We start from the raw sequence: 23,197 nt of genomic DNA, 5'->3' as shown, positions 1-23,197 counted from the left end.
CGAGTGCCATCGGTCATTTCAGTACCTTTGCGATCTCCGCCAGCGACTTTTCGACCTTGTCCGCGACGGCAATCAGCCGCTGAGCCTCGCTGATGCGGGGCTCGATGGCCTTGATCTGCGCGAGCAGCTCGCGGGCTTCCTTGATCTGCTCGCGGATGTTTTCGTTGCCGACTTCGTCGCCGAAGTTCTCATCGCGGATCAGCTTGACCCAGGCGCGCGGGATGCCGAGGTCGTTCGCCACTTTCTCGTCGGTCCACCCGTCGCCGTAGCCGACCTTGTCGTTGACGTAGACCTCGTTCAGCTTCTCGAAGATGATGCGCCGATCTTCGCGGGTCATCACCCGCATGTTGTCCTTCACGATCTTGAGCTTGTCGCCCATCGCATTCTCGTTCGGCATTTGCTTCGCCTTCCTGATCGCTGAGAATTTTGCCGCACCCAGGCATCGCGGGCAGCGGTGCGCCCCATGGCTTCGGCCGACCCGCCACCCCTTGGCCTCAAGCTTCCTGGCTATGAACTGAAACTCGAGGTCCTCATCGCCGGAGCGCATGTTCTGCATCGTGTTGACCGGGAGCGGGATCGCAGCCTCGCACCCTGGTCCTCCGCATTTGGCGATGATGCCCCGCACCATCTTGCCGTCATCGCCATAGGGCACGGTGGTGTGAACGAACGCTTTCACCTGCGCCCCCGCTTGGCGATCCTGATGTGCAGCACGTCCCCGGCCTCGATCGCGGGCTTGTCCCTGCCGACCCAAAGCGCGAGCCCCAGGCGCTTGATGACGAGCCACCAGCCGGTCGAGACCAGCTCGGGCTCCATCTGGCTCTCGACCTTGGCGTTGCCGACCTTGTCGGCGTCGTAGGTGCGGGTGAAGCGCTCCTCGACGCTGGTGGCGATCTCCTCGAACTCGAACTCGCTCAGCGGATCAATGACGACAGCAGACACCGCACGCCCAACTTGAACATCTCCCATCGCGTCATGCTCCATTGCGTTTTCAATTCGGGGTTCAGGTCCGCGACATGCAGGACGCCTTCGCGGTAGGTCAGCATGGGCCCAGCAGGATCGAAGAACAGTCGCATTCGTGCCTCATTCCGTTAGGCGGGCGCGTTAGGTCCCGTTACACGCGCCTGCAAGTCATTGGGTTTCGAGCTTTTTCGCCGCGTTGGCCTTGTTGCGCGCCTTGCGCATCCGAGCCGCTTTCCGCTTCACGATCTCGATGCAGGTCTCGATGTCATCCTCCATGCGCAGGGCCACGTAGCGCTTCATGGCCAGCCGCTGCTTCTTCTGTTCCTTCCGCTCACGCCGCAGCAGCATCACCAATCCTGATCCTCCACGCGCTTGCCGATCTCCCAGCGACCGGCGCGGTAGTTGGCGTCGAAGAAGGCTTTCGCGTCGGAGCCCATCAGCGCCCTGGTCGCCTGATCGAGCACCTGCTGCGTCATGAACTTGCGGCCCTCGGCATAGATAAGGGCCATCTCGGCCCTGGTCGGGTCGCTGGTCGCGAGCGGCAACTGCACCTTGATCACCGGCATGGTCAGCCTCCCATCCCAGCGACCGGCTTGCCGGTGGCCCACCAATAGGGTTTCTGAATTCCGATGATCTTGGCGTCGCGGAGCCGATCCCCGGCGCGCTTGAAGGCGCCGCGGAAGCGATTGTCGGCCGCCTCGGTGTCGGCGTCGTCATCGACCACCTTCGCCCGCATGGCTGCGCGCACATAGCCGACATCGACCACCTTGCTGATGCTGCCCGGGAGCGGGAATGGCGGCGGCACGCCGTACTCGGACAGGGCGTCGTACAGCGCATGCATGAGCAGGCGCTCGTTGCTGGTCGCCTGATAGCCGCTGCGCTCGTGGCTTTCGCTGGCATCGTAGGGGACGGCTGCGCATGAGGTCTCCTCGTTGCCCCACTTGTTCCGGCCGACGCTGATAACCGGCAGGGTGAACTCCCAACGTATGCCCGACTTGCCCTCGCGCTGCTTGCGGACCGTCGCCCGGTGAATGTTGCCGCCTTTGGAGGTCCGCCGGTCGGTTACGACCTCGAATTCGATGGTCGTCTCGAAGTCGGCGGTCAGCGATCCGTGGCCGCGAGGGGTCGAGCCGCCCTTCGGCTTGTGGTGCACCAGGATCACAGCGCTGCCGAAGCGCTGCTGCAGGGCGACCAGCCGCTTTCGGACTATCGACACGTCCTGGCTGGCGTTCTCGTTCATGCCCGGTGCGAGCGCGGAAAGGGTATCGATGACGATGAGCACCAGCCGCTGGGGATAGGTCTTGGCGACGGCCTCGATCTCGGCGATCAGCGCATTCACGTCGTCGTCGGAGGAGAAGAAGTCCGGACGCTTGGTGCAGAGATAGAACGGGATCGATGCGTTGTATTGCAGCTCGTGCTGGATGACGTAGGCGAGCTTGCGCTTGCTGAAGCCCTTGCCAGCTTCGGCCGCGACATAGACCACCAAGCCGGGCTCGGTGTTGCGGCCGATGAAGGTGAGCCCGCGCGCGACCGCCATGGACATGTCGAATGTGCCGAACGATTTGCCGCTGCCACTGTCCCCAAAGATGAGGGTGATCTCGTCCAGGGGAATGATGTCTTCGACCAGCCATCCATAGCCCGAGGCATGGCCCAGGACGGCGATCTCCTCCCAGCGCAACCCACCGAAGCGTGAGCGGAACGGTGTCGGCGTCCAGTCTGGCGTTGCGTCGGCGAGCGCGTGCAGAGCTGCTGAGGTGCCGCCCTGGGCAAGCCAGTCGGACACGTCACCCTTGGGCGGCATGTCCGGCCAGTGTCGCGCCAGATCGAGGACGCGGACCCTGGCGGCGGTGCCGGTCAGGGCCTTCGCCACATCCTGCGCGTGATCCTGGCCGGGCAGCACCGGTCTGCCGTCCGGATGGAAGCGCAGCGAGCCATCACCATGCGGTGGGTCGGGGTGCTTGGCCTGCGGGTCGTTGTCCTGAATGATGACCACGTCGGCATCGCGAAAGAATGCCGTGAGCGTGTCGCTCCACTTGCCGACGCCGCCGGGGTTGGTCGTCGCAACGACGCCGTGCTTCGCGAGATTATCGACATCCTTCTCACCCTCGACCACGAAAACGGTGTGGCCGCTGGCGATGGCCTCGATCAGTTCAGGCAGGCGATAGGGCACATGGCGGAGGCCGCGCACTGCGTACACCCAGCCGTGCTTGATCTTGTCCGGCGGATCGTCTGGCTGCGGGCGGCGACGCTGGCGGAAGGTCTTCGGCTCGAAGCGCACGACCTGAAAGAGAAGCTCGTCATTCTCGTCGGTGTAGCTGTAGTGCGCGACCTCTCGTCCGAGCGGCTGCGCGACGGTCTGCTTCTTCTCGCGTTGCTCCAGATAGCCGTGCTCACGCATCCACTGCAGCGCGCTTTTGTGGTCGCGCCCCGTTTCACGTGAAATGAGATCGAGCACGCCGCCGCCTGTTTTTGTCTCGTGGTCGTAGAAGCGTCCTGCCTCGACATCGATCGAGAGAGAGCCGTGCTTGCCGTAACGTCGATCGCCGTCGGATGAGAGCCGCACATTCGGTGCGCCCAACAGCTCCTCTGCAATCGCTTCCATGTGCACAGCGAACGATGGGACAGGTTCGTGCATGTTCACGCCTCACCCCCCGACGCGCCTGGTTTCGGCAAAGAGCGGAGTGGTGACGAGCGCGAGTTGCGGGCGGATGAGCGAGCACTGATAGTGCCACGTCGCGAGTGCGTCGGCCTCGTTGTCGTCCTCGACCTCCCAACCCAGGGCGCGGCACTGACGCATAACCAGCGGCTTCGCGCGTTCGCGCTTCGGGTTGCAGCCGATGAAGTGCATCCGCACGTCGCGGGTGTCGGCCTTGCGGAGATCGTAGAGGCCGCATCGATAGGCGCAGCCGCCGATAATGGCGGGCAGCCCGTACAGCAGGGTCGTCGTGTTGACGTTGCTACGGCCGCGACTGAACGAAGTCGGCATAGGGGCTTCCCAAACCACGGTGCTCGGACCGAAGTCAGCGAGCATGCTGTACATCCAGCCCCATGCGTTGGAGAAAATCGCTTCGTGTGAGGCGCCCGGCTTGGCGAACTGGACCGAGCCGTGCGTCGGTGTTTGGCCGGGTTCGCCCACGGCCCAGCCAGTGTGAGAGGCAAGGTCGAGGGCGAGCACCTGGGGCATGGATCACGCTGCCGCGTGAGCGTTGCCTCCAGCGCGCGCGAGAGCCGCCGCGCCCAGCGGGGTGTCGCCGAACTCGCCCAGCTTCTCGGACAGCATCGCGTACTCGTTGCGATCGTCGTCCTCGAAGTCGTCGGCGACGGCGTCAGCCTTGCGGAGCAGGTCGCGCTCCTTGATCTTTGCCTTGAGAAGCTTCTTGCGGATGCCGCGATCGGCAGCATGGTCGAACTGGTCAGCCCGCCGGTCGCGGATGACCTTGCACCGCTTCATGTAGGCCATCTTCTCGGCGAGCAGCTCCTGATCGATCTTCTCGATCGCCGCGACCGCGTCCCTGATGTTCTCGGCGGAGGGTGTGTTCTCCGCTGCATTCTTTGCCATTGTTGGCATCTCCCAATGTTTGACAGACGCGCGGCGTCACCGCGAGCGATTGCTCGCGCTCTCGTCGTGCATGAAGTGAAGATAGACAGGCCGAGCGCGATGTTGCGTCACTCGCAAATCGCCGGTCAAGCGCGAAAAAAATCTAGCGCCGAAAACGCGACGTTCAGCGTCACCCAAGTGACGCTGCCAGCGTCACCCATGTGACTGGGCGTGCGACCACGTTGCCCGCGCATTGCCACAATCCGTTAGGCGGCTTCCGTTACATCATTTATTTTTCTGATTTTCGGATCGTCGCGGACGCGGCTGGCATGCTCTGTGCAATCGCGTGCGCGCGCGCAGTAGATTATTAACTACTCTCTGTTGTGGTTACGGGGGCGCCTATGGCGCGACCTCCCGTGTATCTCCGCGACTGAACACTGATCGTTGCGCGCCTGACGGAGCCGTTAGATCGCGTTACACGAGATTTATTTGCACTTCAGCGTCACCCAAGTGACGCGCAAGATTTTTTAGACGCGCTATCGTCCTCGACATCGAACACGGGGACATCGCGTCATGTCGGATAAATCCATCGCTTCGATTGGCAGGGCTCTCGCTGCCGCGCTGCTGGCCGAAGCGCAGGCGGCTCGCATGCTGGCCGAAGTGGCCAAGCTGAAGCGGCCCGCCGAACAGGGCGACATCGGCTCGCTGGCCACCGAGCTGATGGACGAGTACCGCGCCGAAATCATCGAAACGCTGAAGGTGTAAGCCCATGATCCAGTCGATCAGGTGGGATGGAAATCCGATCACGCAGCCGGGCGTCTACTCGAAGCTGCCGCTCCAGGCGTATCATCACGGCGACATCTGCGACGGGCCGAGCGTGTCATCGACCACGCTGCGGCAGTTGTGGGACAACTCGCCCGCGCATGCCTGGGCACATTGCCCGGTGAACCCGGCGCGCATCGAGATGCCCGAGAGCGAGGCGTTCGTCCTGGGCCGCGCCGCCCATCACCTTCTGACGGGTGAGATCGGCTTCGCGGACGTGTTCGTGGTGCGGCCGGAGACGCTCGAAGGCGAGAAGTGGAACGGCAACCGCAAGGAGTGCAAGCGCTGGCTCGCGGCGAAGAAGCGCGAGGGCCTGACGGTCGTCACCGCTGCCCAGGTCGAGGTGATCAAGGGCATGGCCATTTCGCTTGGCGCTTTTCCCCTGGTCCAGGCGGGCGCGCTCAACGGCCTGATCGAGCGCAGCTTCTTCTGGAAGGACAAGGAAACCGGGCTCTGGATCAAGGTCCGGCCGGACGTGACGCCGAACGCCAGCGGCGACTTCACCGACCTCAAGACGACGAACAGCGTGCTGTACCGCGACCTGCAGTCGTCGCTCGCCACGTTCAACTATCACCAGCAGGCCGCTCTCGTTCTGGAGGGTGCGATGGCACTCGGCCTGGAGGCGAATTCCTTCACGCTAATCTGGGTCGAGAAGTCGGCGCCGTATTGCGTGCGCGCGCAGCAGCTCAAGGACGAGGACATCGCGCGCGGCATGAAACAGAACCGCACCGCCTTGCGCACCTTCGCCGACTGCCTGTCCTCCGGCGTCTGGCCCGGTCCTGGCGATGATCGCGAGGACGCCGAGTACGTCGATCTGCCGGACTGGAAGCGTAAGCAGATCGATGACCGGCTGAAGTACGAACTCCGTGAGGCCGCATGATCCGCAAAACCTTCTATCGCTCGGTGCTGACTGCGGCCCTGCCGGTCATCCTGCTGTTCGTGTTCTTCGCCGAGCTGGCATCCGGCCTGCGCAAGGCCGCCTTCTACGCTTGGCTTGAGGTCCGCAACAACGTCGTCGCTTACCGCGACGAGATGCGGCGGGACGACCTCTGATGATGATCAACAGCTACAGGGACAGGTGACAATGAGCGAGCAGACTTTTCCGGGCGACCGCCCGATGGAAACCGAGCGCGTGACCCGCCGCGACCTCGTCGAGGGAAAGATCGAGAAGGTGGTGTCGCCCGAGCGCACCGCTCTTATCCCTATGAACGACGTGATGGGCGGCCTCAAGTTCGAGAACGCCTTCCAGCTTGCCGAGGCCGCGAAGCTGATGGCCACGGCCGGGCCGATCCTGCCGCCTTGGCTGCAGGGCAACGTCGGCGGTTGCTGGGCGGTGCTGCTGCGGTCCCAGGAAACCGGCATCTCCGCGCTCGCCCTGGCGCAGATGATGTTCGTCACCGAGAAGAAGGGCATTCAGCGCGTCGGCTACGACAGCGTGTACTTCCGGACCATGGTCGAGAAGTTCGCCCCGCTGAAGGAACGCCTTGCGGTCCGGTACGAAGGCGAAGGCGATGAGCTGATCTGCATCGTGTCTGCCACCTTCAAGGGCGAGCACGAGCCGCGCCAGTTCCCGCCGAAGGGGACGGAGAAGGAGTTCACGCTTAAGAAGCTGCATCCGGGCCACAACGAATATGGCGCGGTGAAGGGCTCGCCCCTTTGGGACGACAAGCCCGCCTTGCAGATGTTCTACGCGATGAGCCGCGACTGGTCGCGCATGTATTGCGCGGACATCGTTGCCGGTGCCTACACGCGCGATGAGCTGGTCTCGGCAGGCTTCGCCGAAGTGGTCGAGGTCTCGCGCGCACCTGACACCTCGCCCAGGCTCCGCGAGCGGCTGCGCGGCCCCATTGGCGAGGGCTTCGAGCACACCAAGAGTTCGATCGAGGATGCGATTGCTGCGGCGACGCCTTCCGATCCCAAGAGGTCCAGCAAGGGTGATGCCACTGGACCGGCGGATGCTGCTGCACCCGCCGAGACCGCGCTGCCGTCATCAAGCCCCCCAGCCCCCGACGGTGGCGCGGTCGCCCTGGCAGCGGCGGAAGCGGGAGACCGCTGATGCCCCTGAACCTATCGAGGGAGAGTGAATGAAGGTGGAGCTGGATCGCAGCACGCAGAACGGCGAGCGGAGCGTTCGGCTCACCGCCGACGACATCGCCCGGAAGCCCGAGACGCTGCGCCAGTGGATCAGGATGCTGCAGCTTGCCGAGCGCTGGCTGCTGGAAATCCAGAGGAGGAGCACATGACAAGCAGGGACTTTCCGTTCACCGAGGTTGTCGAGCGTGCCGTGAAGTACATCGAGGCCGGGCACACCGTGCACCAGAAGTTCACCTGCCACCGCTGCGGGTCACGCCAGACCATGGGCGTACCAAACAAGTTCTTCCTGGCGGGGAGGTGCGAGGAGTGCAGCGCCATCACCGACATCGCCCTTCGCGGCTGCAACTACGTCCTCGTGGCCGGGGCGACCAAGAGCGCAGCCGAAGGGACCACCGTCCAGTAATCGTGTGTGAGGAGTAACCGCAAATGCGCGACAGGGTGGAGATTATCGACGTAACCGAAATCATTCCGATTTCGCCACTCACGCCGCGCGCGCTGTGCCGTGCGATCGTGGCGGATGTGGCGACCGAATACGGGGTTGACCCGACGTTGATCACGCGCGGCAACCGCGCGGAGCATGTGGTCGAGGCTCGCACCGAGGTCGCGCGGCGCCTGCATGCCCTGGGCATGTCGGAGCAGCGGGTCGCCGACGTGATGCATATCCAGATCAAGACGGCCCGGTCCTATCTCGGCACGCTGCACCGCCGTAGCGGACCGGCACCATATCGCGCCAACCACAAACAGGAGACGAGCGATGCGAACGGCTGAGGCACTTCCCGAGATCCGCTTGAATGGCGAGCCGCCGCCGATGCGCGGCGCCCCGCGCGAGCAGTGGGCGATGCCGGAGAAGCCCGATGCTGACCGGTTCGATCCGCCCGAGCACATTGAGCCGCCCGGATATGGCGAGAGTTCGCGTGATGCGATCAAGGCGATCATCGTGGGCATGAGCGAGCAGAACGGCAAGGCGCTCGCTGCCCTGCGCTCCGAGCTGGATGAGCTGGAGCAGTTGATGCTGGTCTCGGCCGCGCGGGTGCAGGCCGAGGTCGAGGGCCACGCCGTGATCTGCCGCTATGTCCACGCGGAGGTCGGCCGTCTCCACGACATCGTTGGGAAAATGCGGGAGGCGCAGACCGAGGTCGTGCGCGTGACCACGGATAAGCGGGCTTCGGCGTGAGGCTATGACCTCGCTGGCGGGTTGCCGAAGGGAGGCCAGACGCTGCCCAGCAGGCAGGTGGTGGCGGGAAGAAAACAACGGCCTGCAGTCAGTAACGGCTCACAACCGGTGAACTGGCCAGGGCCACGGCGGCGAACTGCGGACTGGCCCGCTGCCGTGGCCCTTCGAATGTTCGAGTAAACCACGATGAGCCGTAGCGTTCCCGAGTGGATTGGCAAGACTGACGACACGCCGGTGCCGCCGCACGTTCGCTTGCGGGTGTTCGACCGGTTCAAGGGCATTTGCGGGATCTGCACCGTCAAGATCAGGGCGAAGCGCTGGACCTGCGATCACCGGGTCGCCCTGTGCAACGGCGGCGAGAACCGCGAGAGCAATCTCTGGCCCATTCATGAGGCCTGCGACCGCTCGGTGAAGACGCCGGCCGATGTCGCGCTGAGAGCAGCCAACGACAAAGTGCGGATGAGGCACCTCGGGATCAAGAAACGGAAACGGCGGCCGATGCCTGGATCGCGCGATAGCGGGATCAAGATGAAGATCGGCGGCGGGTGGGAAAGGCGATGAGCACGGTCGCTTCTTCGCTTCGTCCAGGCCGCGGGGACGCCGAGGGCAGTCCCGGAACCGGCCCGCCAGGGAGCAGGGGTATGGCGCCGAGCCGCGCGGGGTCGCCCCAGGGCCCCTAAAAACGGGCTCTAGGGCCCTGAAAAGGTTCAGCTTTTTAGTCGTCGTCTTGCTTTTGGTTCCCGCGTAAATTGAGGGGGAAGTGATTTGCGTACCCGTAAGGGCCCGAAATCAGGGGCGGTCATTCGGCCGCTCGACCCAGCAGACCCGCAGAGCTGGGACCATCCAAGCCACAAAGAACAATGGCTTGAGATCGCCCGCGCAATCGGGCGGCAGATCGCGAGAGATGAACGTGATGGTCTCTGCGGGCCGCACATTGGAGATGTAGAGAATGACGACGACGGCAGGGGTTAAACGGAAAGCGGCAGTGTACGCTCGATATTCGAGCATCATGCAGAAGGAAACTTCGATCGAAGGGCAACGGCTGCTCTGTCAGAAGTTGGCCGACGCCCACGGGCTGAAAATTGTTGAGGTGCACAAGGACAGCGCGAAGTCGGGACAATCGGAAGCTGGCCGCGATGGGTTCGCCGCGCTGATGGCTGGGGTCAGAAGTAAGCGTCGTCCCTTCGACGTGATCATTGTTGAGGACCTGAACCGCCTCTCGCGCGATCCCGCCGACATTCAGCGCTTCCGAAAAGTCTGCGACTACAACAAAATCGCGATCCTGACGCAGAAGGGTTGGATTAAGGCTCTCGACGTTGCTGTCCAAAGCCTCGTCAATTCGATCGATAAGGAAAGCCGGGCGATCAACGTGCGTCGAGGCCAGGCCCTGCTGCTCGAAAATGGGGGCGTTCCCGGCGCACCTGCTTACGGCTATCGCGTTGTGCCGGGTAAGCCGGGCCAGCATGAGATCGATCCCGAGCAAGCTAAGATCGTTGTCCGGATTTTTCACGAGTATGGAATTCTGGAGCGCTCGCCGCGTGACATTGCTGCGGACCTGACGCGCGAGGGCATCCCGACCCCGGCCAGTCACCGGGATCGTCGGTATGCGGGATCAACGATCTGGAATAGCCAAGCCTTCGTCGGTGGGATGTACGCGAAGGGAATTCTCGGCAACCGAAAGTACATCGGCGAGATCGATTGGAACACTCACACGACGGCAGAGAACCCCGACACCTTGAAGAAGGTGAAACGGCCGAACCCCAAGAATGAGCACACCAAGCAATTGAACCCGGCGATGCGGATCGTCTCTCAAGAGCTATGGGATGCCGCTCAGAAGGTTCGCACCAAGCGCGCGGTGAAGAAGTTCGGCCCGACCGGCAAGGTCGCCCGTCGCCCCGTCCTGGCGCGTGGCAATCATCTTCTATCTGGTCTCACGCGGTGCGGCGCTTGCAATGGTCACATGCGGGTCGCCCAAACCTCGCGGGATGGCACATCGCGGATCGCCTGCGCTGCTGCGCATCAGCATGGCACATGCACGCACAGCAAGTCGTATGACCTCAACAAGCTGATGGAAGGCATCCGCGACGGCATGGTGGCGCATCTGACGACGGATGAGGCCATCGATGCCGCCCTCGAGGCGTACCGGAACGAGAAGAAATCGGGCGAGCGTAATGACAGCGAACGGAAGGCGGTCGAGCGCCGCCTCAACGCCCTCAACGTCGAGATCGCCCGGCTGGTTGAGGCGACCATGAAACTCGCCAATCCGCCCGAGGCGTTTTACAAAAAGATCGACGCCAAAGAAGCCGAGCGAGCTTCGTTGGATGAGCGACTGCACCAGTTGGGCGGCCCCTCTGGTGGTCAGAATAACGTGGTCCCGTTCGTGGCGGCAGAGAGCCCCAAGTTCAGGGAGGTCTATCGCCGGAGCGTTATGCAGGTACACCGCGCCATCACCAAACATCCGGAAGCGCCAGAAAGCCGGTATGCCCTGGCGGCCCTGATCGACAGCATCGTGGTGCACCCGACCGGCAAGCGTATGCCCTATGAGTTCACCCCCTACGCCAAGGTGGCCGCTTTGATGGGGCTGAACCTTTTCCCGGAAAGGCGCTCAAGTAAGGAAGTCCTCGCGGAACAGGCCTTTTTGGCTACTCCGATAGCGCCAAGCGAGGGTTTTCCGGCATCGTCTATCATGCCAATTACCTGCGCTACATGGAGCGCGGACGCACCAATCATCTCAGGCTGATGGGTGCCGAGCAGCAGGTGCTGTTCGAGCAGACCGAGACGGACGGCGCGGGCTTCGCCTTCGTGGTGCGCTCGATGCATCTGGACTTCCTGAAGCCCGCGCGAATGGACGACGTGCTCGACGTCGTGACCTGGCCGGTCGCGGTGAAAGGGGCGTCAATCATGCTGGCGCAGGAGGTGCGGCGCGGTGACGACGTGCTGGTGAAAGCCGAGGTCCGCGTCGCCTTCATCAGCGGCGGCCGGGCCCAGCCGATTCCGAAGTCGATCCGCCAGCTGATGAAGGCCGATCTGGTTACGTGATCGCTCGATAGCGGATCGCCTATCGACTCTGCCAATTGCGACGATACATTCGCGGTCCCGATCAACCGATGAGGCCACCATGTCGCGCCCGCCGCTTCCACCCTTCACCCGCGAGACCGCCGCGCAAAAGGCCCGCATGGCCGAGGACGCCTGGAACTCACGCGATCCGGTGCGGGTCTCGCTCGCCTATACCGAGGACAGCCGCTGGCGCAACCGTTCGGAAGTTTTTCAGGGCCGCGAAGCCATCGTCGCCTTCCTCACCCGCAAATGGGAGAAGGAGCAGGATTACCGCCTGATCAAGGACCTCTGGGCCTTCGACGGCAGCCGCATCGCGGTGCGCTTCCAGTACGAATGGCACGATGCAAGCGGCCAGTGGTACCGCTCCTACGGCAACGAGCAATGGGAGTTCGACGAGCACGGCCTGATGAAGCGGCGCGAGGCCTCGATCAACGACATCGCCATTGCGGAGAAGGATCGCCGGTTTCACTGGGCGGCGCCGGGCCCGCGGCCGGCCGATGTGCCGGGGCTGGGAAGCGAGCCGTTCTGATATTTTCGCCAGCAACGCTGCTTCACCCTCTCCCCTTGCGGGAGAGGGTGGCTCGCCGCATAGCGGCGAGACGGGTGAGGGGTCTCTCTCCTCACGAGCAGTCCGGCGAATGGATAGAACCCCTCATCCGGCGCTTCGCGCCACCATCTCCCGCAAGGGGAGAAGGGAAGACGAGTGCGTCTCGAGCTTCGTAGTCAGGTGCGCTTAGCCAGAAACCGCGTAATCGCCCCGCCGAGCTTCGCATTATCCATCGGCTCCGCCAGCGACGCCCTCGCCGTGGCAACGACATCCTCAGGTGCCTTGCCATCGCGCAGATCGCAGCACACTTGCGCGAACCCGACATCGAATTCCGGATGCGGCTGCACTGTCAGCGTTGCGCCATTGGCATAGAGCAGGCCGGCATGCGGGGTGAACTCGGAGGAGAGGATCGTCAGCGCCTCGCTTGGCGGCTCGATCACCTGGTCCTGATGCGAGGCGGCGACCGCGACCGCTTCACCGTCGATGAGGCCGTTCTCCGGCAGCACCTGATAGACATGCCGGCCGATGCCCCAGCCCTGTTCTGATTTGCGCACGGTGCCGCCGAGCGCCTGCGCGATCAGCTGGTGGCCGAAGCAGACACCGACCATCGGTGTCTTGTTGGCGTAAGCCGTCCGCACGAAATCTTCCAGCGGCGCGATCCAGTCGAGCCCGTCATAGACCCCGGCCGCCGCGCCGGTAATGAGGATGGCCTCGAGCTTGCTCGGATCGGGCAGCGCATCGCCGTTGGGAATGCTGACGACCTCGATCGTCGCGGCCGGCTCCTCGGCGCGGATCATGCGCGCGAACATGTCCGGAAACGAACCGTGGCGCTCGCGGTATTTTTGCGGCACCTCTCCGGTCTCGATGATGGTGATGCGTGCCATGGGCCTCCCGGTCAAAAGGTTGCGAAGCTCAGCCGCTTTCTGCCCCATGTTGCTGGTGCGGCGCTGTGCGCTCGAGCAAAGCGCTCTCCTTGCGGATCTCGTTGAGAAAGGCCTTGGCCAGACGCGACAGCGGCTCGGCTTCAGACCATAGCATATAGGCGACCGCCTGCGTCGTCGGCGTGAACGGACGGACGACGAGGCCGCTGCCGCCGTTCTGCCGCGGCGAGAAAGGATCGACCACCGCCGCGCCGACGCCGGCGGCGGCCAGCACGCAGGCCGTGTTGCAGTAGCGCACCTCGACCGTCGGCCGGAACGGCGCGCCGGCGCGGGCAAAGCTGTCGCGCACGGCTTCGCCGAGCCGCGTGCCGCGTTCGAGCCCGATGAAGGGTAGGCCGGAGAGATCGGAAGCGGAGATCATCGGCCGGTCGGCGAGTGGATGCTGTGGCGGCAGCACGCAGACCATCTCGCCGGTGTGCACCACCTCATGCGCGATCCCTGGATGATGCGTGAGGCCGAGCGCGAAGCCGAGTTCGGCGACGCGGCTCAGCACACCCTCGATGATGCCCTCATAGCGCCGTACATCGAAGAACACCCGCGTCTCCGGGCGGCGGCGCAGGAAGCCCGACAGCGCGGACGGAATGATGCTGTACGCGAGCGGCGGCGTCGCCACGATGGCGAGATGCCCGGACCGGTTCTCGCGCAAATCGCGCATGCGGTTCTCGAGCTTGGCGTGCAGCGCGAAGATCGCCTCGCTCTCCTTGTAGAGCGCCATCGCTTCGGCGGTCGGAAACAGCCGGTTGTTGACGCGCTCGAACAGCGCAAAGCCCGCCTGCGCCTCCATCGTCTTCAGCGCGTTGCTGACCGCCGGCTGCGACAGCGCCAGCTCGTCCGCCGCCGCCACCGTGGTGCGGTGGCGGATCACGGCGCGAAGGATCTCGAGCTGACGCAGGTTCATATCACTGCCGATTATAGTCAGGGCCAAAACATCATAGCAACGCGAATTGATTTTGCAGCACCGCTCGCCCGTAATGGCAGCGGATTTGCACGTCGCATCAAAGGGTTCGTTCGCCCATTGAGGCAGCACTGCGCACAGATTGGAGGCAATCTTGGTTCGTGTCCTTCGCGCCGCAGCCGCTCAGATGGGGCCGACGCAAAAAGCCGATACGCGCGAACACACGTTGTCGCGGATGCTCGACATGCTGGAGGAGGCGGCCGGTCGGGGTGCGAGTCTTGTGGTGTTTCCGGAGCTCGCCTTCACCACCTTCTTCCCGCGCTGGCTGCTCGAAGGCGAGGCCCTCGACCGGTATTTCGAGCGCAGCATGCCGAACCCCGCGGTGGCAAAGCTATTCGATCGCGCACGTGCGCTGCGCGTCGGCTTCTATGTCGGCTATGCCGAGCTGACGCCGGAGGGGCGGCGCTACAATTGCTCCATCCTGGTCGATCGCGACGGCGAGGTTCTCGGCCGCTATCGCAAGGTGCATCTGCCGGGCTCGGTCGAGCCGCGTCCGGGCGCGCGCTACCAGCAACTCGAGAAGCGCTACTTCGAATATGGCGACCTCGGCTTTCCCGCCTTCCGCGCTGGCTCGTCCTGGGCCCATGCCATCATGGGCATGATGATCTGCAATGATCGTCGCTGGCCGGAATCCTGGCGCGTGCTCGGTCTGCAAGGAGTCGAGCTCGTCTGCATCGGCTACAATTCGGCGGCCTACGATCCCAACGGCGGCACGACCGAAGACGGAGCCTTGCGCACCTTCCACTCGACGCTGGTGACCCAGGCCAACGCCTACATGAACGCGACCTGGGCGATTTCGGTGGCGAAGGCGGGCGAGGAGGACGGCTCCGGCCTGATCGGCGGCTCCTGCATCGTTGATCCCAACGGCCGCATCGTCGCGCAGGCGCAGACGCTGGCCGACGAGGTGATCGTCGCCGACATCGATCTCGACCTCTGCCGCCAGGGCAAGGACAAGATGTTCAACTTCGCCGCCCACCGGCGGCCCGACCAATACAGGGTGATCACCGAGCGTGCCGGAATCATCGAGCCGGCCGTTCTCGACGCGGATTGATCAACGGCCGGTCGCAGCATTGGCAAAAGGAGCTGACATGACACGCCTCTCGTATTTGCTTGCCTGCGCAGCGCTGGCTGCGGTGACGTCGGCGCGAGCCGCCGAGCTGCCGGCGGAGATCAAGCAGGCTGGTACGCTGAAGCTCACGGTCAATTCCACCTACGCGCCGATGGAATATCGCGACCCCGCAACCAACGAGCTGGTCGGGCTCGACATCGATCTGGCGAAGGAGCTCGCCAAGCGGCTCGGAGGGCTGAAGATCGTCTGGAGCGAGACGCCGTTCGCCGAGCTGATCCCTTCGCTCACGACCAAGCGGGCCGACTTCATCATTTCCGGCATCTCCGATCGTGCCTCGCGGCGCGAGACCGCCGACTTCGTCGATTACCTCGCAACCGGCCCGCAGTTCTTCGTGATGGCGGAGAGCGCGGTCAAGGACGCCACCGATCTCTGCGGCAAGAAGGTCGGCACCACCCGCAGCACCAGCTTCCCGGTCGAGATCGAGAAGTGGAGCAAGCAGAATTGCGAGCCGGCCGGCAAGCTCGCGATCCAGTACGTTCCGGGCGAGAATTCCATCGATGTCCGCAACCAGCTCAAGCAGGGCCGCATCGACGCCGCCGTGCAGGGTAGCGAGACGTTGCCTTATGCGCAGCAACAGGAGCCCGGCAAGTATCGCATCGTCGGCGAGCCCTTTGCCAGGGGCTATCAGGGCATCATGTTCCGCAAGGACGATGCCGCCTTGCGCGAAGTCGTGACCGAGAAACTCGCGGCGATGATCGCTGACGGCTCGTACAAGGCCATTCTCGACAAATGGGGCTTGGGGACCAATGCAGTCGCCCAGCCCATGCTGAACGCGGCGCCGCAATGAAGCAGGCGCCGGCACTCGCGCAAGGATTTCCCGATCTGTCGGGCATGCGGATCGCGCGCGAGCCGCACTGGTTTCGCTGGATCAGCGCGGCCCTGATCGTCCTCGTGCTGGCGGCGATCGCGCGCGCCTTTGCGAACGGCCAGATCGAATGGTCCTATGTCAGCCGCTTCCTGACCGCAAAGGTCATCCTCGAAGGCATCGTCAACACCATGGTGATGGCGGTGCTGGCGATGATGCTCGGCATCTTCCTTGGCATCGTCGTCGCGATCATGCGGCTGTCGCCCAATCCGGTGCTGAAGTCGGTCGCCGCCGGCTACACCTGGCTGTTCCGCGGCACGCCACTGATCCTGCAGCTGCTGTTGTGGTTCAATCTCGCGCTGGTGTTTCCGACCATCGGCATCCCCGGCCTGTGGTCCGCGCGCGCCGTCGACGTCATGACGCCGTTCCTTGCCGCGCTGCTCGGGCTCGGCATCAACCAGGGCGCCTACACCTCCGAAGTGATGCGCGCCGGCATGCTGTCGGTCGATATCGGGCAATATGAGGCGGCGCAGGCGATCGGTATGGGACGGCTGCGCGCGCTGCGCCGCATCGTGCTGCCGCAGGCGATGCGCGTGGTGATCCCGCCGCTCGGCAACGAGTTCATCGGCATGGTGAAGGCGACCTCGCTCGCCAGCGTGATCCAGTATCCGGAGCTGCTGCACAATGCCGAGAACATTTACTACGCCAACTCCCGCGTCATCGAGCTGCTGATCGTCGCCGGGCTCTGGTACCTGCTCGCGGTCTCGATCCTGACACCGCTCCAGATGTTGCTCGAACGCCGCTTTGCACGCGGCACATTGCGGCTGGCGCGATGACAAAGCCGCTCGTCGCGATCCGCTCCGTAGCCAAGAACTTTGGAGAGTTTCGGGCTCTCAAGAACGTCTCGCTCGACGTCTGGCCCGGCGAGGTGATGTGCCTGATCGGCGCCTCCGGCTCCGGCAAGACCACGCTGCTCCGCTGCATCAATCAGCTCGCCACGATCGATGCCGGCGGCATCTGGCTCGACGGCGAACTGCTCGGAGTGCGCGAGCAAGGCGGGAAACTCCATCGCCTGAGCGAGCGCGAAATCGGGCGGCAGCGGCTCAAGACCGGCATGGTATTCCAGCGCTTCAACCTGTTTCCGCACAAGACCGCGCTGGAGAACATCACGGAAGGCCCGACCCAGGTGCAGGGGCGCAAGCCGGATGAGGTGCGCGCCGAGGCGACCGAGCTGCTTCGGCGCGTCGGATTGTCGGCCAAGGCCGACTGGTATCCGGCGCAGCTCTCCGGCGGCCAGCAGCAGCGCGTCGCGATCGCGCGGGCGCTCGCCATGAAGCCGATGCTGATGTTGTTCGACGAGCCCACCAGCGCACTCGATCCCGAGCTGGTCGGCGAGGTGCTCGCGGTCATGAAGGAGCTGGCGCGAAGCGGCATGACCATGATGGTGGTGACGCACGAGCTCGGCTTCGCCCGCGAGGTCGCCGACCGCGTCGTCTACATGGATCAGGGCGCGATCGTCGAGCAAGGCCGCGCCTCCGACGTGTTGGGCGCGCCGCGCGAGGAGCGCACCAAGGCATTTCTTTCGGCAGTGATCTGACATTGGGGGTATGGTGATGAAGAGATTCTTGCTTGCGGCGGCGTTCCTGGGCGCCATGAGCGTGTCGGCAATGGCGGCCGAACTGCCGCCTGAGATCGTAAAGCGCGGCAGCATCAAGGTCGCGGTGGTGCCGAACTATCCGCCGATGGAGTTCCGCGATCCCGCCACCAACGCGCTCTCCGGTTTCGACGTCGATCTCGGCGAAGCCATCGGCCGCAAGCTCGGCCTCAAGATCGAATGGACCGAGACCAGCTTTGCCGAGTTCATGCCCTCGATCTCGACCGGGCGGGTGGATGCGATCCTGTCCGGTTTCACCGACTATGCGAGCCGGCACGAGGTCGCGACCTTCGTCGATTATTTGCGCAGCGGCCCGCAGTTCTTCGTGCAGGCGTCACGCAAGGCGGAATTCAAGGATGCGACGTCGCTGTGCGGCAAGAAGGTCGGCGCCAGCCGACGCACCATGTACCCGGCCCAGATTGCGGCGTGGAGCGAGAAGAATTGCGACAGCTCTCCGATCCAGTTCGTCGGCACCGACGGCTCGGCCGATGCGCGCACCCAGCTGAGGCAAGGCCGCATCGATGCCGCCGCCCAGGGCAACGAGACGCTGCCCTACATCATGGACCTCGAGCCCAACACCTATGCGACCGTGGGCGCGCCCATCGCACAGCAATTCACCGGCATTGCTCTGCCGGTGAAGGAGAAGGCATTGCAGCAGGCAATGCTGGAGGCGGTCGACGCGCTGATCGCGGACGGCACCTACAAGACGCTGCTGGCGAAGTGGAAATTGAGCGACAACGCAATCGAGAAGGCGACCATCAATGCTGGACAGTAAGGCACTCCAGAGCATTCCGCTCGTTCCGGCCAACACCGCGGATCCCGCGCCGGAATATCCGTGGCCGAAGCCGTACACATCCGCGATGTTCCTGTCGTTCGACGTGGACGCCGAGAGTGCCTGGACCAGCAAGGACGCGGTGCATGCGCAGCGGCTGATCACCATGAGCTATGGCGGCTACGAGGCGCGCGTCGGCACGCCGAAGCTCCTGGAGCTGCTCGACCAGCTCGATCTCAAGGCGACGTTCTTCGTCACGGGGTGGTCGGTCGACGCGCATCCGGCGATGGCGGAATCCATCTTGAAGGCCGGTCACGAGATCGGACATCACGGCTATCACCATCTCTTGCCCGATCCCGGCGATCCATGGATCGAGGAGGAGCTGGAGCGCGGCTTCGAGGCTTTGAAGCGCCGGCTCGGCGTCAAGCCGACCGGCTATCGCGCGCCCTATGGCGAGTTCACGGAGGAGCTGCGCGTCGCGCTGGTGCGGCACGGCATCGTCTACACGTCTTCGTTCCGCGACGACGTCAGGCCCTATCGCCATCGCCTCGCCGACGGCAAGCCCGGCACGATCGAGCTGCCGGTGACCGCGAGCTATGACGACTGGATGCACGGCCTGTCCGCGCGCTTCAGTCCGCGCTCGATCTTTCCTAGGGAGCACGTCCTCTCGATGTGGAAGGACGAGCTGGATGAGGTCCGCGACTGGGGCGCGATGGTGACGACGGTGCTGCACCCCCAATGCAGCGGCCGCCCGATGCGGCTGCGCCTGCTGCGCGAGTTCCTGACCTACGCGAAGTCGTGCCCGGATCTCTGGATCACCACCGGCGAGAAGATCGCGGAGAACTTCCTGCGCCACGAAGCGGGTCACCGATAATGTCGATCTCCCGCCGCTCGCTCCTCAAGGCTGGCGCGGCGCTGCCGGCGCTGTCCCTGCCGGGCATCGTCCGCGCTGAATCGCAATCCACGCTGCGCTTCATCCCCGTCATCGATCTCGCCTTCGTCGATCCCATCTATTCGACCGCGCAGGTGTCGCGAAACCACGGCTTCATGTCTACGACACGCTCTACGGCATGAGCTCCTCGCTCCAGGTCTCGCCGCAGATGCTGTCGGGCCACGCCATCTCCGCCGACCAGCTACAGTGGGACCTCACGCTTCGCGACGGCCTGTTCTGGCACGACGGCGAGCGGGTGCTGGCGCGCGATTGCGTCGCCAGCATCCGTCGCTGGGCCGCGCGCGACGGCTTTGGCGGCGAGCTGATGGAGGCGACCGCCGAGCTCTCGGCTGCCGACGACCGCACCATCCGCTTCCGTCTGAAGCGTCCTTTTCCGCTGCTGCCGCAGGCGCTCGGCAAGGCAGCGATCAATGCCTGCTTCATGATGCCGGAGCGGCTGGCGAGCCAGGATCCGTTCAAGCCGCTCACCGAGGTGATCGGCAGCGGTCCGTTCCGCTATCTCGCCGACGAGCGCGTGCAGGGCGCGCGCAATGCCTATGCCAAGTTCGAGCGCTATCAGCCGCGCACCGACGGCAAGCCGGATTGGACTGCGGGGCCGAAGATCGTGCACTACGATCGCGTGGTCTGGACCACGACGCCCGATGCCGGCACCGGCGTCGCCGCGCTCCAGACCGGCGAGCAGGATTGGCAGGAGACTACGCCGCACGATCTGCTTCCGGTGATCAAGGCGGCCGGCGATATCGAGACGCGCATCCTCGATCCCCGAGGCTACGCCTGCATGCTGCGCCTCAACCACCTGCAGCCGCCGTTCGACAATCCCGCCATCCGCCGCGCGCTCCTGGGTGCGATCGACCAGTCCGCATTCATGACCGCCGTCGCCGGCACCGATCCGGCGTTCCAGGTCTCAGCGGTCGGCTATTTCGCACCCGGCACCCCGATGGCAAATGAGGTCGGCCTCGACGTGTTCCGCGGCCCGCGCGACTACGCCAAGGTGAAGGCCGACCTGAAAGCCGCGGGCTACAACGCCGAGAAGATCGTGCTGCTCGTTCCGACCAACTCGCTGGCGCAAAAGCCGCTTGGCGAGATCGCGGTGGACTCGTTGCGCAAGGCCGGCATGAACGTCGAATATGCCGGCCTCGATTTCGCCGTGGTGCTGCAGCGCCAGCTGAAGAAGGATCCGCTTCCGCAGGGCGGCTGGAGCGCCGCGGTCGGCAACTGGCAGGGCATCGACTGGCTCAACCCGGCCGGCAACACCAACATTCGCGGCGAAGGCAAGGTCGCCGGCTGGTACGCGAGCACGAAGATGGGCGAGTTGCGCAGCCAGTGGCTGGCGGCCTCCGAACTCGCCGAACAGCAGCGCATCTGCCGCGAAGTCCAGAGGGTGGCGTTCGAGGAAATCCCCTATATTCCGATCGGCCTCTACAAGCAGCCGACGGCCTATCGCAAGGCCATCACCGGCATTCTCGACGGCACCGCCGTGTTCTGGAACGTGCGCCCCGCATGAGCACCACAGCAATCTTCGGCAGCTATGTGCTGTCACGCAAAGACGGCGCGCAGGATGTCTTGCGCGACCACTGGGTTCTGGTCGAAGGCAAGAAGATTGCAGCGATCACACGCGACAAGCCGCGCGCCGATCGGGTCTATGATCGTCCGGGCCGCTTCGTCCTGCCGGGCCTGCTCAACCTGCACAATCATTGCTTCTCGGAAGCGGTGGCGCGCAGCCACACCGAGGACGGCAACGGCCGCAAGAACAACCAGAGCATCGTCTACACGGTGCTGCTGCCGCTGACCAAGCGCGGCGCCGATATCCTGTCGGCGGAAGAGCGCCTTGCGGTGGCGCGGCTCGGCATCCTCCAGCTGCTCAAGGGCGGCGCCACCACGGTGATGGAGCCGTTCCGCAACTCGATCCCCGAGATGTTCGACGCGGCGGAAGAGATGGGCATCCGCTTCTATGGTGCCCCCTATCTGTTCTCGACGTCCGACGCCAAGGCCGGGTCTGACGGTGTGGTCCAATATTCCGGCGATGACGGCGCTGCGGACATGGCGGCGTGGGACGCGCTCTATCAGCGCTGGAATAGTCACGGCGACGGCCGCATCAGCCTTGCCATGAGCCCGCATGCCACCGACACCTGCGGCCCCGATCTGCTGAAGGCCTGCGCCGCGCGGGCGCGCGAGCTCGGCGTTCCCATCACCACGCACATGGCGCAGAGCCGCGCCGAGGTCGAGACCATCGGCAAGCGCTATGGCGGCCGCACGCCGGCACAATACCTGGACTGGCTCGGCCTGCTCGCGCCCGATCTGATGGCGGCGCATTGCATGTTCAGCAGCGACGACGATCTCAAGCTGATGGCCGCGCGCGGCATGACCGTCTTGAACTGCCCGCGCGTGTTCGCGCGTGCCGGCATCACCGCGGCGTTCAGCCGCTTCGCCGAGCACGGCGTGCGCACCGTGGTCGGCACCGACGGCTACAACATGGACCTGCTCGGCGAGCTCAATGCGGCGTCGCTGATCTCCAAGATCATTTCGGCGCGCCCTGACGTCGCGAACTCACCCGAGCTGATCGAGGCGAACACGACGGTCGCCGCCGACGTCATCAAGCGGCCCGATCTCGGCCGCATCGAGCCGGGCGCGACCGCAGATCTCACCGTCGTCGATCTCACCCATCCGCATCTGCAGCCGCTGTTCGACCCGCGCCGCGCGCTGATCGCACTCGCCAACCGCGCCAATATCGATCAGGTCATGGTCGATGGCCGGGTCCTGGTCGATGAGGGACGCTATCTCGGCGCGGATGAAGCCGCGATTACGGCGGCCGGCACCGCCGCGATCGGCAAGATCTGGGATCTGCCGGAGGCGCAGGCCGCGTTCAACGGCTGACCCCGGCTTCGTCGTCCTCGAACTCCACCAGCGCCTTGCGCATGGTCTCGACCAGGTCCAGCGCCACCGGGGACGGGCTGCGCTGCGCCGGAAAGACCGCGGAGAATTCGAAATCGATGCGCGGCAGGAAGCGGCGCACGACGACGCCGCGCGTTGCAAATTCCTGCGCCGTGAAGGGATCGCAGATCGCGACGCCGAGGCCTGACGACACCATGCCGCACATGATTTCCGACAGCGTGGTCTCAACGCGCAGCACGCGGCGGACATCGTGGCGGTGGAAGACCTGATCGACGAGATGCCGACTCGACGATCCCGCCGACAGCGAGATGAAGGTCTCGCCCTCGAAATCGCGCGGCTCCAGGACTTCCTTCTCCGCGAGGCGATGACCGGTCGGCAGCACTGCGACGCGCGCCGGCGCCGGCAGTCTCTGGCTCGGCAGACCGGAATGCGCGATCGGCACCTCGGCAAAGCCGACGTCACATTGATTGTTCAGCACCCAGTCAACCACGATCGGCGAGATGACACCGAAGAAGGCGAGGTTGAGGTTTGGCCGCTCCTTCAGAAAGTGACCGGTGAGCCGCGGCAGATAGCCGTTCGACAGCGCCGGCAGTGCCGCGATGCGTAGCGAGCCGGTGCGGCGTCCCCGGATTTCTTCTGCTGCCGCAGTGATGCGTTCGAGGCCGACGAAGGAGCGCTCGACCTCGGTGTAGAGCGCCATCGCCGCGGCGGTCGGCACCAGGCCGGTGCCGCGCCGTTCGAACAGCTCCATCTTCAGCAGCGCCTGGAGGTCGCGCAGCAACCGGCTGACGGCCGGCTGCGTCACCTTCATTAGCGCCGCCGCCTCGGTCACACTGCCGGTCAGCATCATCGCGCGGAAGGCCTCCACCTGCCGCGAATTGATCCGCGCCATTCCACCATCCAAT

30 protein-coding genes and 1 pseudogene are annotated in these 23,197 nt (G+C 64.6%); 20 read left to right on the top strand and 11 right to left on the bottom strand.

From position 1 onward, the window contains the following. Positions 1-13: 13 nt before the first annotated feature. From I6F24_RS12360 to I6F24_RS12325, 8 genes are read right to left on the bottom strand one after another with little or no spacing between them, the layout of a single operon-like run. Positions 14-676 (bottom strand): hypothetical protein, encoded by a 663-nt coding sequence (locus I6F24_RS12360; protein ID WP_225156293.1) that lies wholly within the window; start codon positions 674-676, stop codon positions 14-16. Beyond that, a complete protein-coding gene (locus tag I6F24_RS12355; protein ID WP_225156291.1) occupies positions 673-939 on the bottom strand; it encodes a hypothetical protein in 267 nt (88 codons plus the stop codon). The genes I6F24_RS12360 and I6F24_RS12355 overlap by 4 nt, the downstream gene beginning before the upstream one ends. Further along, on the bottom strand, positions 912-1,073 hold the full coding sequence (locus I6F24_RS12350; protein ID WP_225156289.1) for a hypothetical protein: 162 nt from the start codon (positions 1,071-1,073) through the stop codon (positions 912-914). Before I6F24_RS12350 ends, I6F24_RS12355 begins: the two co-directional genes overlap by 28 nt. Before the next feature lie 55 nt (positions 1,074-1,128). Beyond that, the gene (locus tag I6F24_RS12345; RefSeq protein WP_225156287.1) at positions 1,129-1,314 is read right to left on the bottom strand and encodes a hypothetical protein; all 186 of its coding nucleotides are present in this window, start codon (positions 1,312-1,314) and stop codon (positions 1,129-1,131) included. After that, positions 1,308-1,526 (bottom strand): hypothetical protein, encoded by a 219-nt coding sequence (locus I6F24_RS12340; RefSeq protein WP_225156285.1) that lies wholly within the window; start codon positions 1,524-1,526, stop codon positions 1,308-1,310. The genes I6F24_RS12345 and I6F24_RS12340 overlap by 7 nt, the downstream gene beginning before the upstream one ends. Before the next feature lie 2 nt (positions 1,527-1,528). Then, a complete protein-coding gene (locus I6F24_RS12335; protein ID WP_225156283.1) occupies positions 1,529-3,595 on the bottom strand; it encodes an AAA family ATPase in 2,067 nt (688 codons plus the stop codon). 9 nt (positions 3,596-3,604) lie between these two features. Continuing rightward, positions 3,605-4,144 (bottom strand): hypothetical protein, encoded by a 540-nt coding sequence (locus tag I6F24_RS12330; protein WP_225156281.1) that lies wholly within the window; start codon positions 4,142-4,144, stop codon positions 3,605-3,607. 3 nt (positions 4,145-4,147) lie between these two features. Then, positions 4,148-4,519, bottom strand: a complete 372-nt coding sequence (locus I6F24_RS12325; protein WP_225156279.1) for a hypothetical protein — start codon at positions 4,517-4,519, stop codon at positions 4,148-4,150. 552 nt (positions 4,520-5,071) lie between these two features. On the opposite strand from I6F24_RS12325, the gene I6F24_RS12320 reads away from it, so the two are divergent. The 12 genes from I6F24_RS12320 to I6F24_RS12265 all read left to right on the top strand — a co-directional run bounded on the left by I6F24_RS12320 (position 5,072) and on the right by I6F24_RS12265 (position 12,174). Then, complete coding sequence (locus tag I6F24_RS12320; protein ID WP_225156277.1) at positions 5,072-5,263, top strand: hypothetical protein; 192 nt, start codon at positions 5,072-5,074, stop codon at positions 5,261-5,263. 4 nt (positions 5,264-5,267) lie between these two features. Continuing rightward, positions 5,268-6,200 carry a PD-(D/E)XK nuclease-like domain-containing protein gene (locus I6F24_RS12315; RefSeq protein WP_225156275.1) on the top strand — a complete coding sequence of 311 codons (933 nt, stop codon included), beginning with the start codon at positions 5,268-5,270 and terminating at the stop codon, positions 6,198-6,200. After that, positions 6,197-6,373 carry a hypothetical protein gene (locus I6F24_RS12310; RefSeq protein ID WP_225156273.1) on the top strand — a complete coding sequence of 59 codons (177 nt, stop codon included), beginning with the start codon at positions 6,197-6,199 and terminating at the stop codon, positions 6,371-6,373. Before I6F24_RS12315 ends, I6F24_RS12310 begins: the two co-directional genes overlap by 4 nt. Before the next feature lie 31 nt (positions 6,374-6,404). Continuing rightward, complete coding sequence (locus tag I6F24_RS12305; RefSeq protein ID WP_225156271.1) at positions 6,405-7,376, top strand: recombinase RecT; 972 nt, start codon at positions 6,405-6,407, stop codon at positions 7,374-7,376. Positions 7,377-7,404: 28 nt separating this feature from the next. Further along, positions 7,405-7,563 carry a hypothetical protein gene (locus tag I6F24_RS12300; RefSeq protein WP_225156270.1) on the top strand — a complete coding sequence of 53 codons (159 nt, stop codon included), beginning with the start codon at positions 7,405-7,407 and terminating at the stop codon, positions 7,561-7,563. After that, entirely contained in the window at positions 7,560-7,817 is a 258-nt protein-coding gene (locus I6F24_RS12295; protein WP_225156268.1) for a hypothetical protein, read from the top strand. The genes I6F24_RS12300 and I6F24_RS12295 overlap by 4 nt, the downstream gene beginning before the upstream one ends. 23 nt (positions 7,818-7,840) lie before the next feature. Next, positions 7,841-8,182: a hypothetical protein gene (locus tag I6F24_RS12290; protein WP_225156266.1), complete on the top strand. Its 342-nt coding sequence runs from the start codon at positions 7,841-7,843 to the stop codon at positions 8,180-8,182. Continuing rightward, the gene (locus I6F24_RS12285; RefSeq protein WP_225156264.1) at positions 8,169-8,588 is read left to right on the top strand and encodes a hypothetical protein; all 420 of its coding nucleotides are present in this window, start codon (positions 8,169-8,171) and stop codon (positions 8,586-8,588) included. The genes I6F24_RS12290 and I6F24_RS12285 overlap by 14 nt, the downstream gene beginning before the upstream one ends. Before the next feature lie 186 nt (positions 8,589-8,774). Continuing rightward, positions 8,775-9,149: an HNH endonuclease signature motif containing protein gene (locus I6F24_RS12280; protein ID WP_225156262.1), complete on the top strand. Its 375-nt coding sequence runs from the start codon at positions 8,775-8,777 to the stop codon at positions 9,147-9,149. Positions 9,150-9,537: 388 nt separating this feature from the next. Then, positions 9,538-11,328 carry a recombinase family protein gene (locus I6F24_RS12275; RefSeq protein ID WP_225156260.1) on the top strand — a complete coding sequence of 597 codons (1,791 nt, stop codon included), beginning with the start codon at positions 9,538-9,540 and terminating at the stop codon, positions 11,326-11,328. Next, a complete protein-coding gene (locus I6F24_RS12270) occupies positions 11,265-11,627 on the top strand; it encodes a YbgC/FadM family acyl-CoA thioesterase (RefSeq protein ID WP_225156418.1) in 363 nt (120 codons plus the stop codon). Before I6F24_RS12275 ends, I6F24_RS12270 begins: the two co-directional genes overlap by 64 nt. A 79-nt stretch (positions 11,628-11,706) precedes the next feature. After that, entirely contained in the window at positions 11,707-12,174 is a 468-nt protein-coding gene (locus tag I6F24_RS12265) for a nuclear transport factor 2 family protein (RefSeq protein WP_036021747.1), read from the top strand. A gap of 194 nt (positions 12,175-12,368) precedes the next feature. On the opposite strand, the gene I6F24_RS12260 is transcribed toward I6F24_RS12265, so the two are convergent. Together I6F24_RS12260 and I6F24_RS12255 are read right to left on the bottom strand one after the other, a co-directional pair. Further along, positions 12,369-13,076: a type 1 glutamine amidotransferase gene (locus I6F24_RS12260; RefSeq protein WP_036021750.1), complete on the bottom strand. Its 708-nt coding sequence runs from the start codon at positions 13,074-13,076 to the stop codon at positions 12,369-12,371. 28 nt (positions 13,077-13,104) lie between these two features. Next, positions 13,105-14,031, bottom strand: a complete 927-nt coding sequence (locus I6F24_RS12255) for a LysR family transcriptional regulator (RefSeq protein ID WP_036021753.1) — start codon at positions 14,029-14,031, stop codon at positions 13,105-13,107. Positions 14,032-14,182: 151 nt separating this feature from the next. Between I6F24_RS12255 and I6F24_RS12250 the strand changes: the two genes are divergently transcribed. The 8 genes and pseudogenes from I6F24_RS12250 (at position 14,183) to I6F24_RS12215 (ending at position 22,274) form a co-directional block, all read left to right on the top strand. After that, positions 14,183-15,139 carry an N-carbamoyl-D-amino-acid hydrolase gene (locus tag I6F24_RS12250; protein WP_074447730.1) on the top strand — a complete coding sequence of 319 codons (957 nt, stop codon included), beginning with the start codon at positions 14,183-14,185 and terminating at the stop codon, positions 15,137-15,139. Between the two features lie 37 nt (positions 15,140-15,176). Then, positions 15,177-16,004: an ABC transporter substrate-binding protein gene (locus I6F24_RS12245; protein WP_036021757.1), complete on the top strand. Its 828-nt coding sequence runs from the start codon at positions 15,177-15,179 to the stop codon at positions 16,002-16,004. After that, the gene (locus I6F24_RS12240; RefSeq protein ID WP_036021759.1) at positions 16,001-16,858 is read left to right on the top strand and encodes an amino acid ABC transporter permease; all 858 of its coding nucleotides are present in this window, start codon (positions 16,001-16,003) and stop codon (positions 16,856-16,858) included. The genes I6F24_RS12245 and I6F24_RS12240 overlap by 4 nt, the downstream gene beginning before the upstream one ends. Next, the gene (locus tag I6F24_RS12235) at positions 16,855-17,619 is read left to right on the top strand and encodes an amino acid ABC transporter ATP-binding protein (protein WP_225149259.1); all 765 of its coding nucleotides are present in this window, start codon (positions 16,855-16,857) and stop codon (positions 17,617-17,619) included. Before I6F24_RS12240 ends, I6F24_RS12235 begins: the two co-directional genes overlap by 4 nt. A gap of 16 nt (positions 17,620-17,635) precedes the next feature. After that, positions 17,636-18,451 carry an ABC transporter substrate-binding protein gene (locus I6F24_RS12230; protein WP_225149258.1) on the top strand — a complete coding sequence of 272 codons (816 nt, stop codon included), beginning with the start codon at positions 17,636-17,638 and terminating at the stop codon, positions 18,449-18,451. Next, a complete protein-coding gene (locus I6F24_RS12225; RefSeq protein ID WP_225149257.1) occupies positions 18,438-19,322 on the top strand; it encodes a polysaccharide deacetylase in 885 nt (294 codons plus the stop codon). The genes I6F24_RS12230 and I6F24_RS12225 overlap by 14 nt, the downstream gene beginning before the upstream one ends. Continuing rightward, a pseudogene (locus I6F24_RS12220) lies at positions 19,322-20,904 on the top strand (ABC transporter substrate-binding protein). The gene I6F24_RS12225 and the pseudogene I6F24_RS12220 overlap by 1 nt, the downstream one beginning before the upstream one ends. After that, entirely contained in the window at positions 20,901-22,274 is a 1,374-nt protein-coding gene (locus I6F24_RS12215; RefSeq protein WP_225149256.1) for an amidohydrolase family protein, read from the top strand. The pseudogene I6F24_RS12220 and the gene I6F24_RS12215 overlap by 4 nt, the downstream one beginning before the upstream one ends. Here the strand turns inward: I6F24_RS12215 and I6F24_RS12210 are convergent. Then, positions 22,264-23,184: a LysR substrate-binding domain-containing protein gene (locus I6F24_RS12210; RefSeq protein ID WP_225126351.1), complete on the bottom strand. Its 921-nt coding sequence runs from the start codon at positions 23,182-23,184 to the stop codon at positions 22,264-22,266. The genes I6F24_RS12215 and I6F24_RS12210 overlap by 11 nt on opposite strands. Positions 23,185-23,197 lie beyond the last annotated feature (13 nt).

The organism is Bradyrhizobium sp. BRP23 (assembly GCF_020194135.1).
Classification (GTDB): domain Bacteria; phylum Pseudomonadota; class Alphaproteobacteria; order Rhizobiales; family Xanthobacteraceae; genus Bradyrhizobium; species Bradyrhizobium yuanmingense.
Note: the sequence above shows the minus strand (reverse complement) of the source record. Positions and strands in the feature narration are given on the sequence as shown.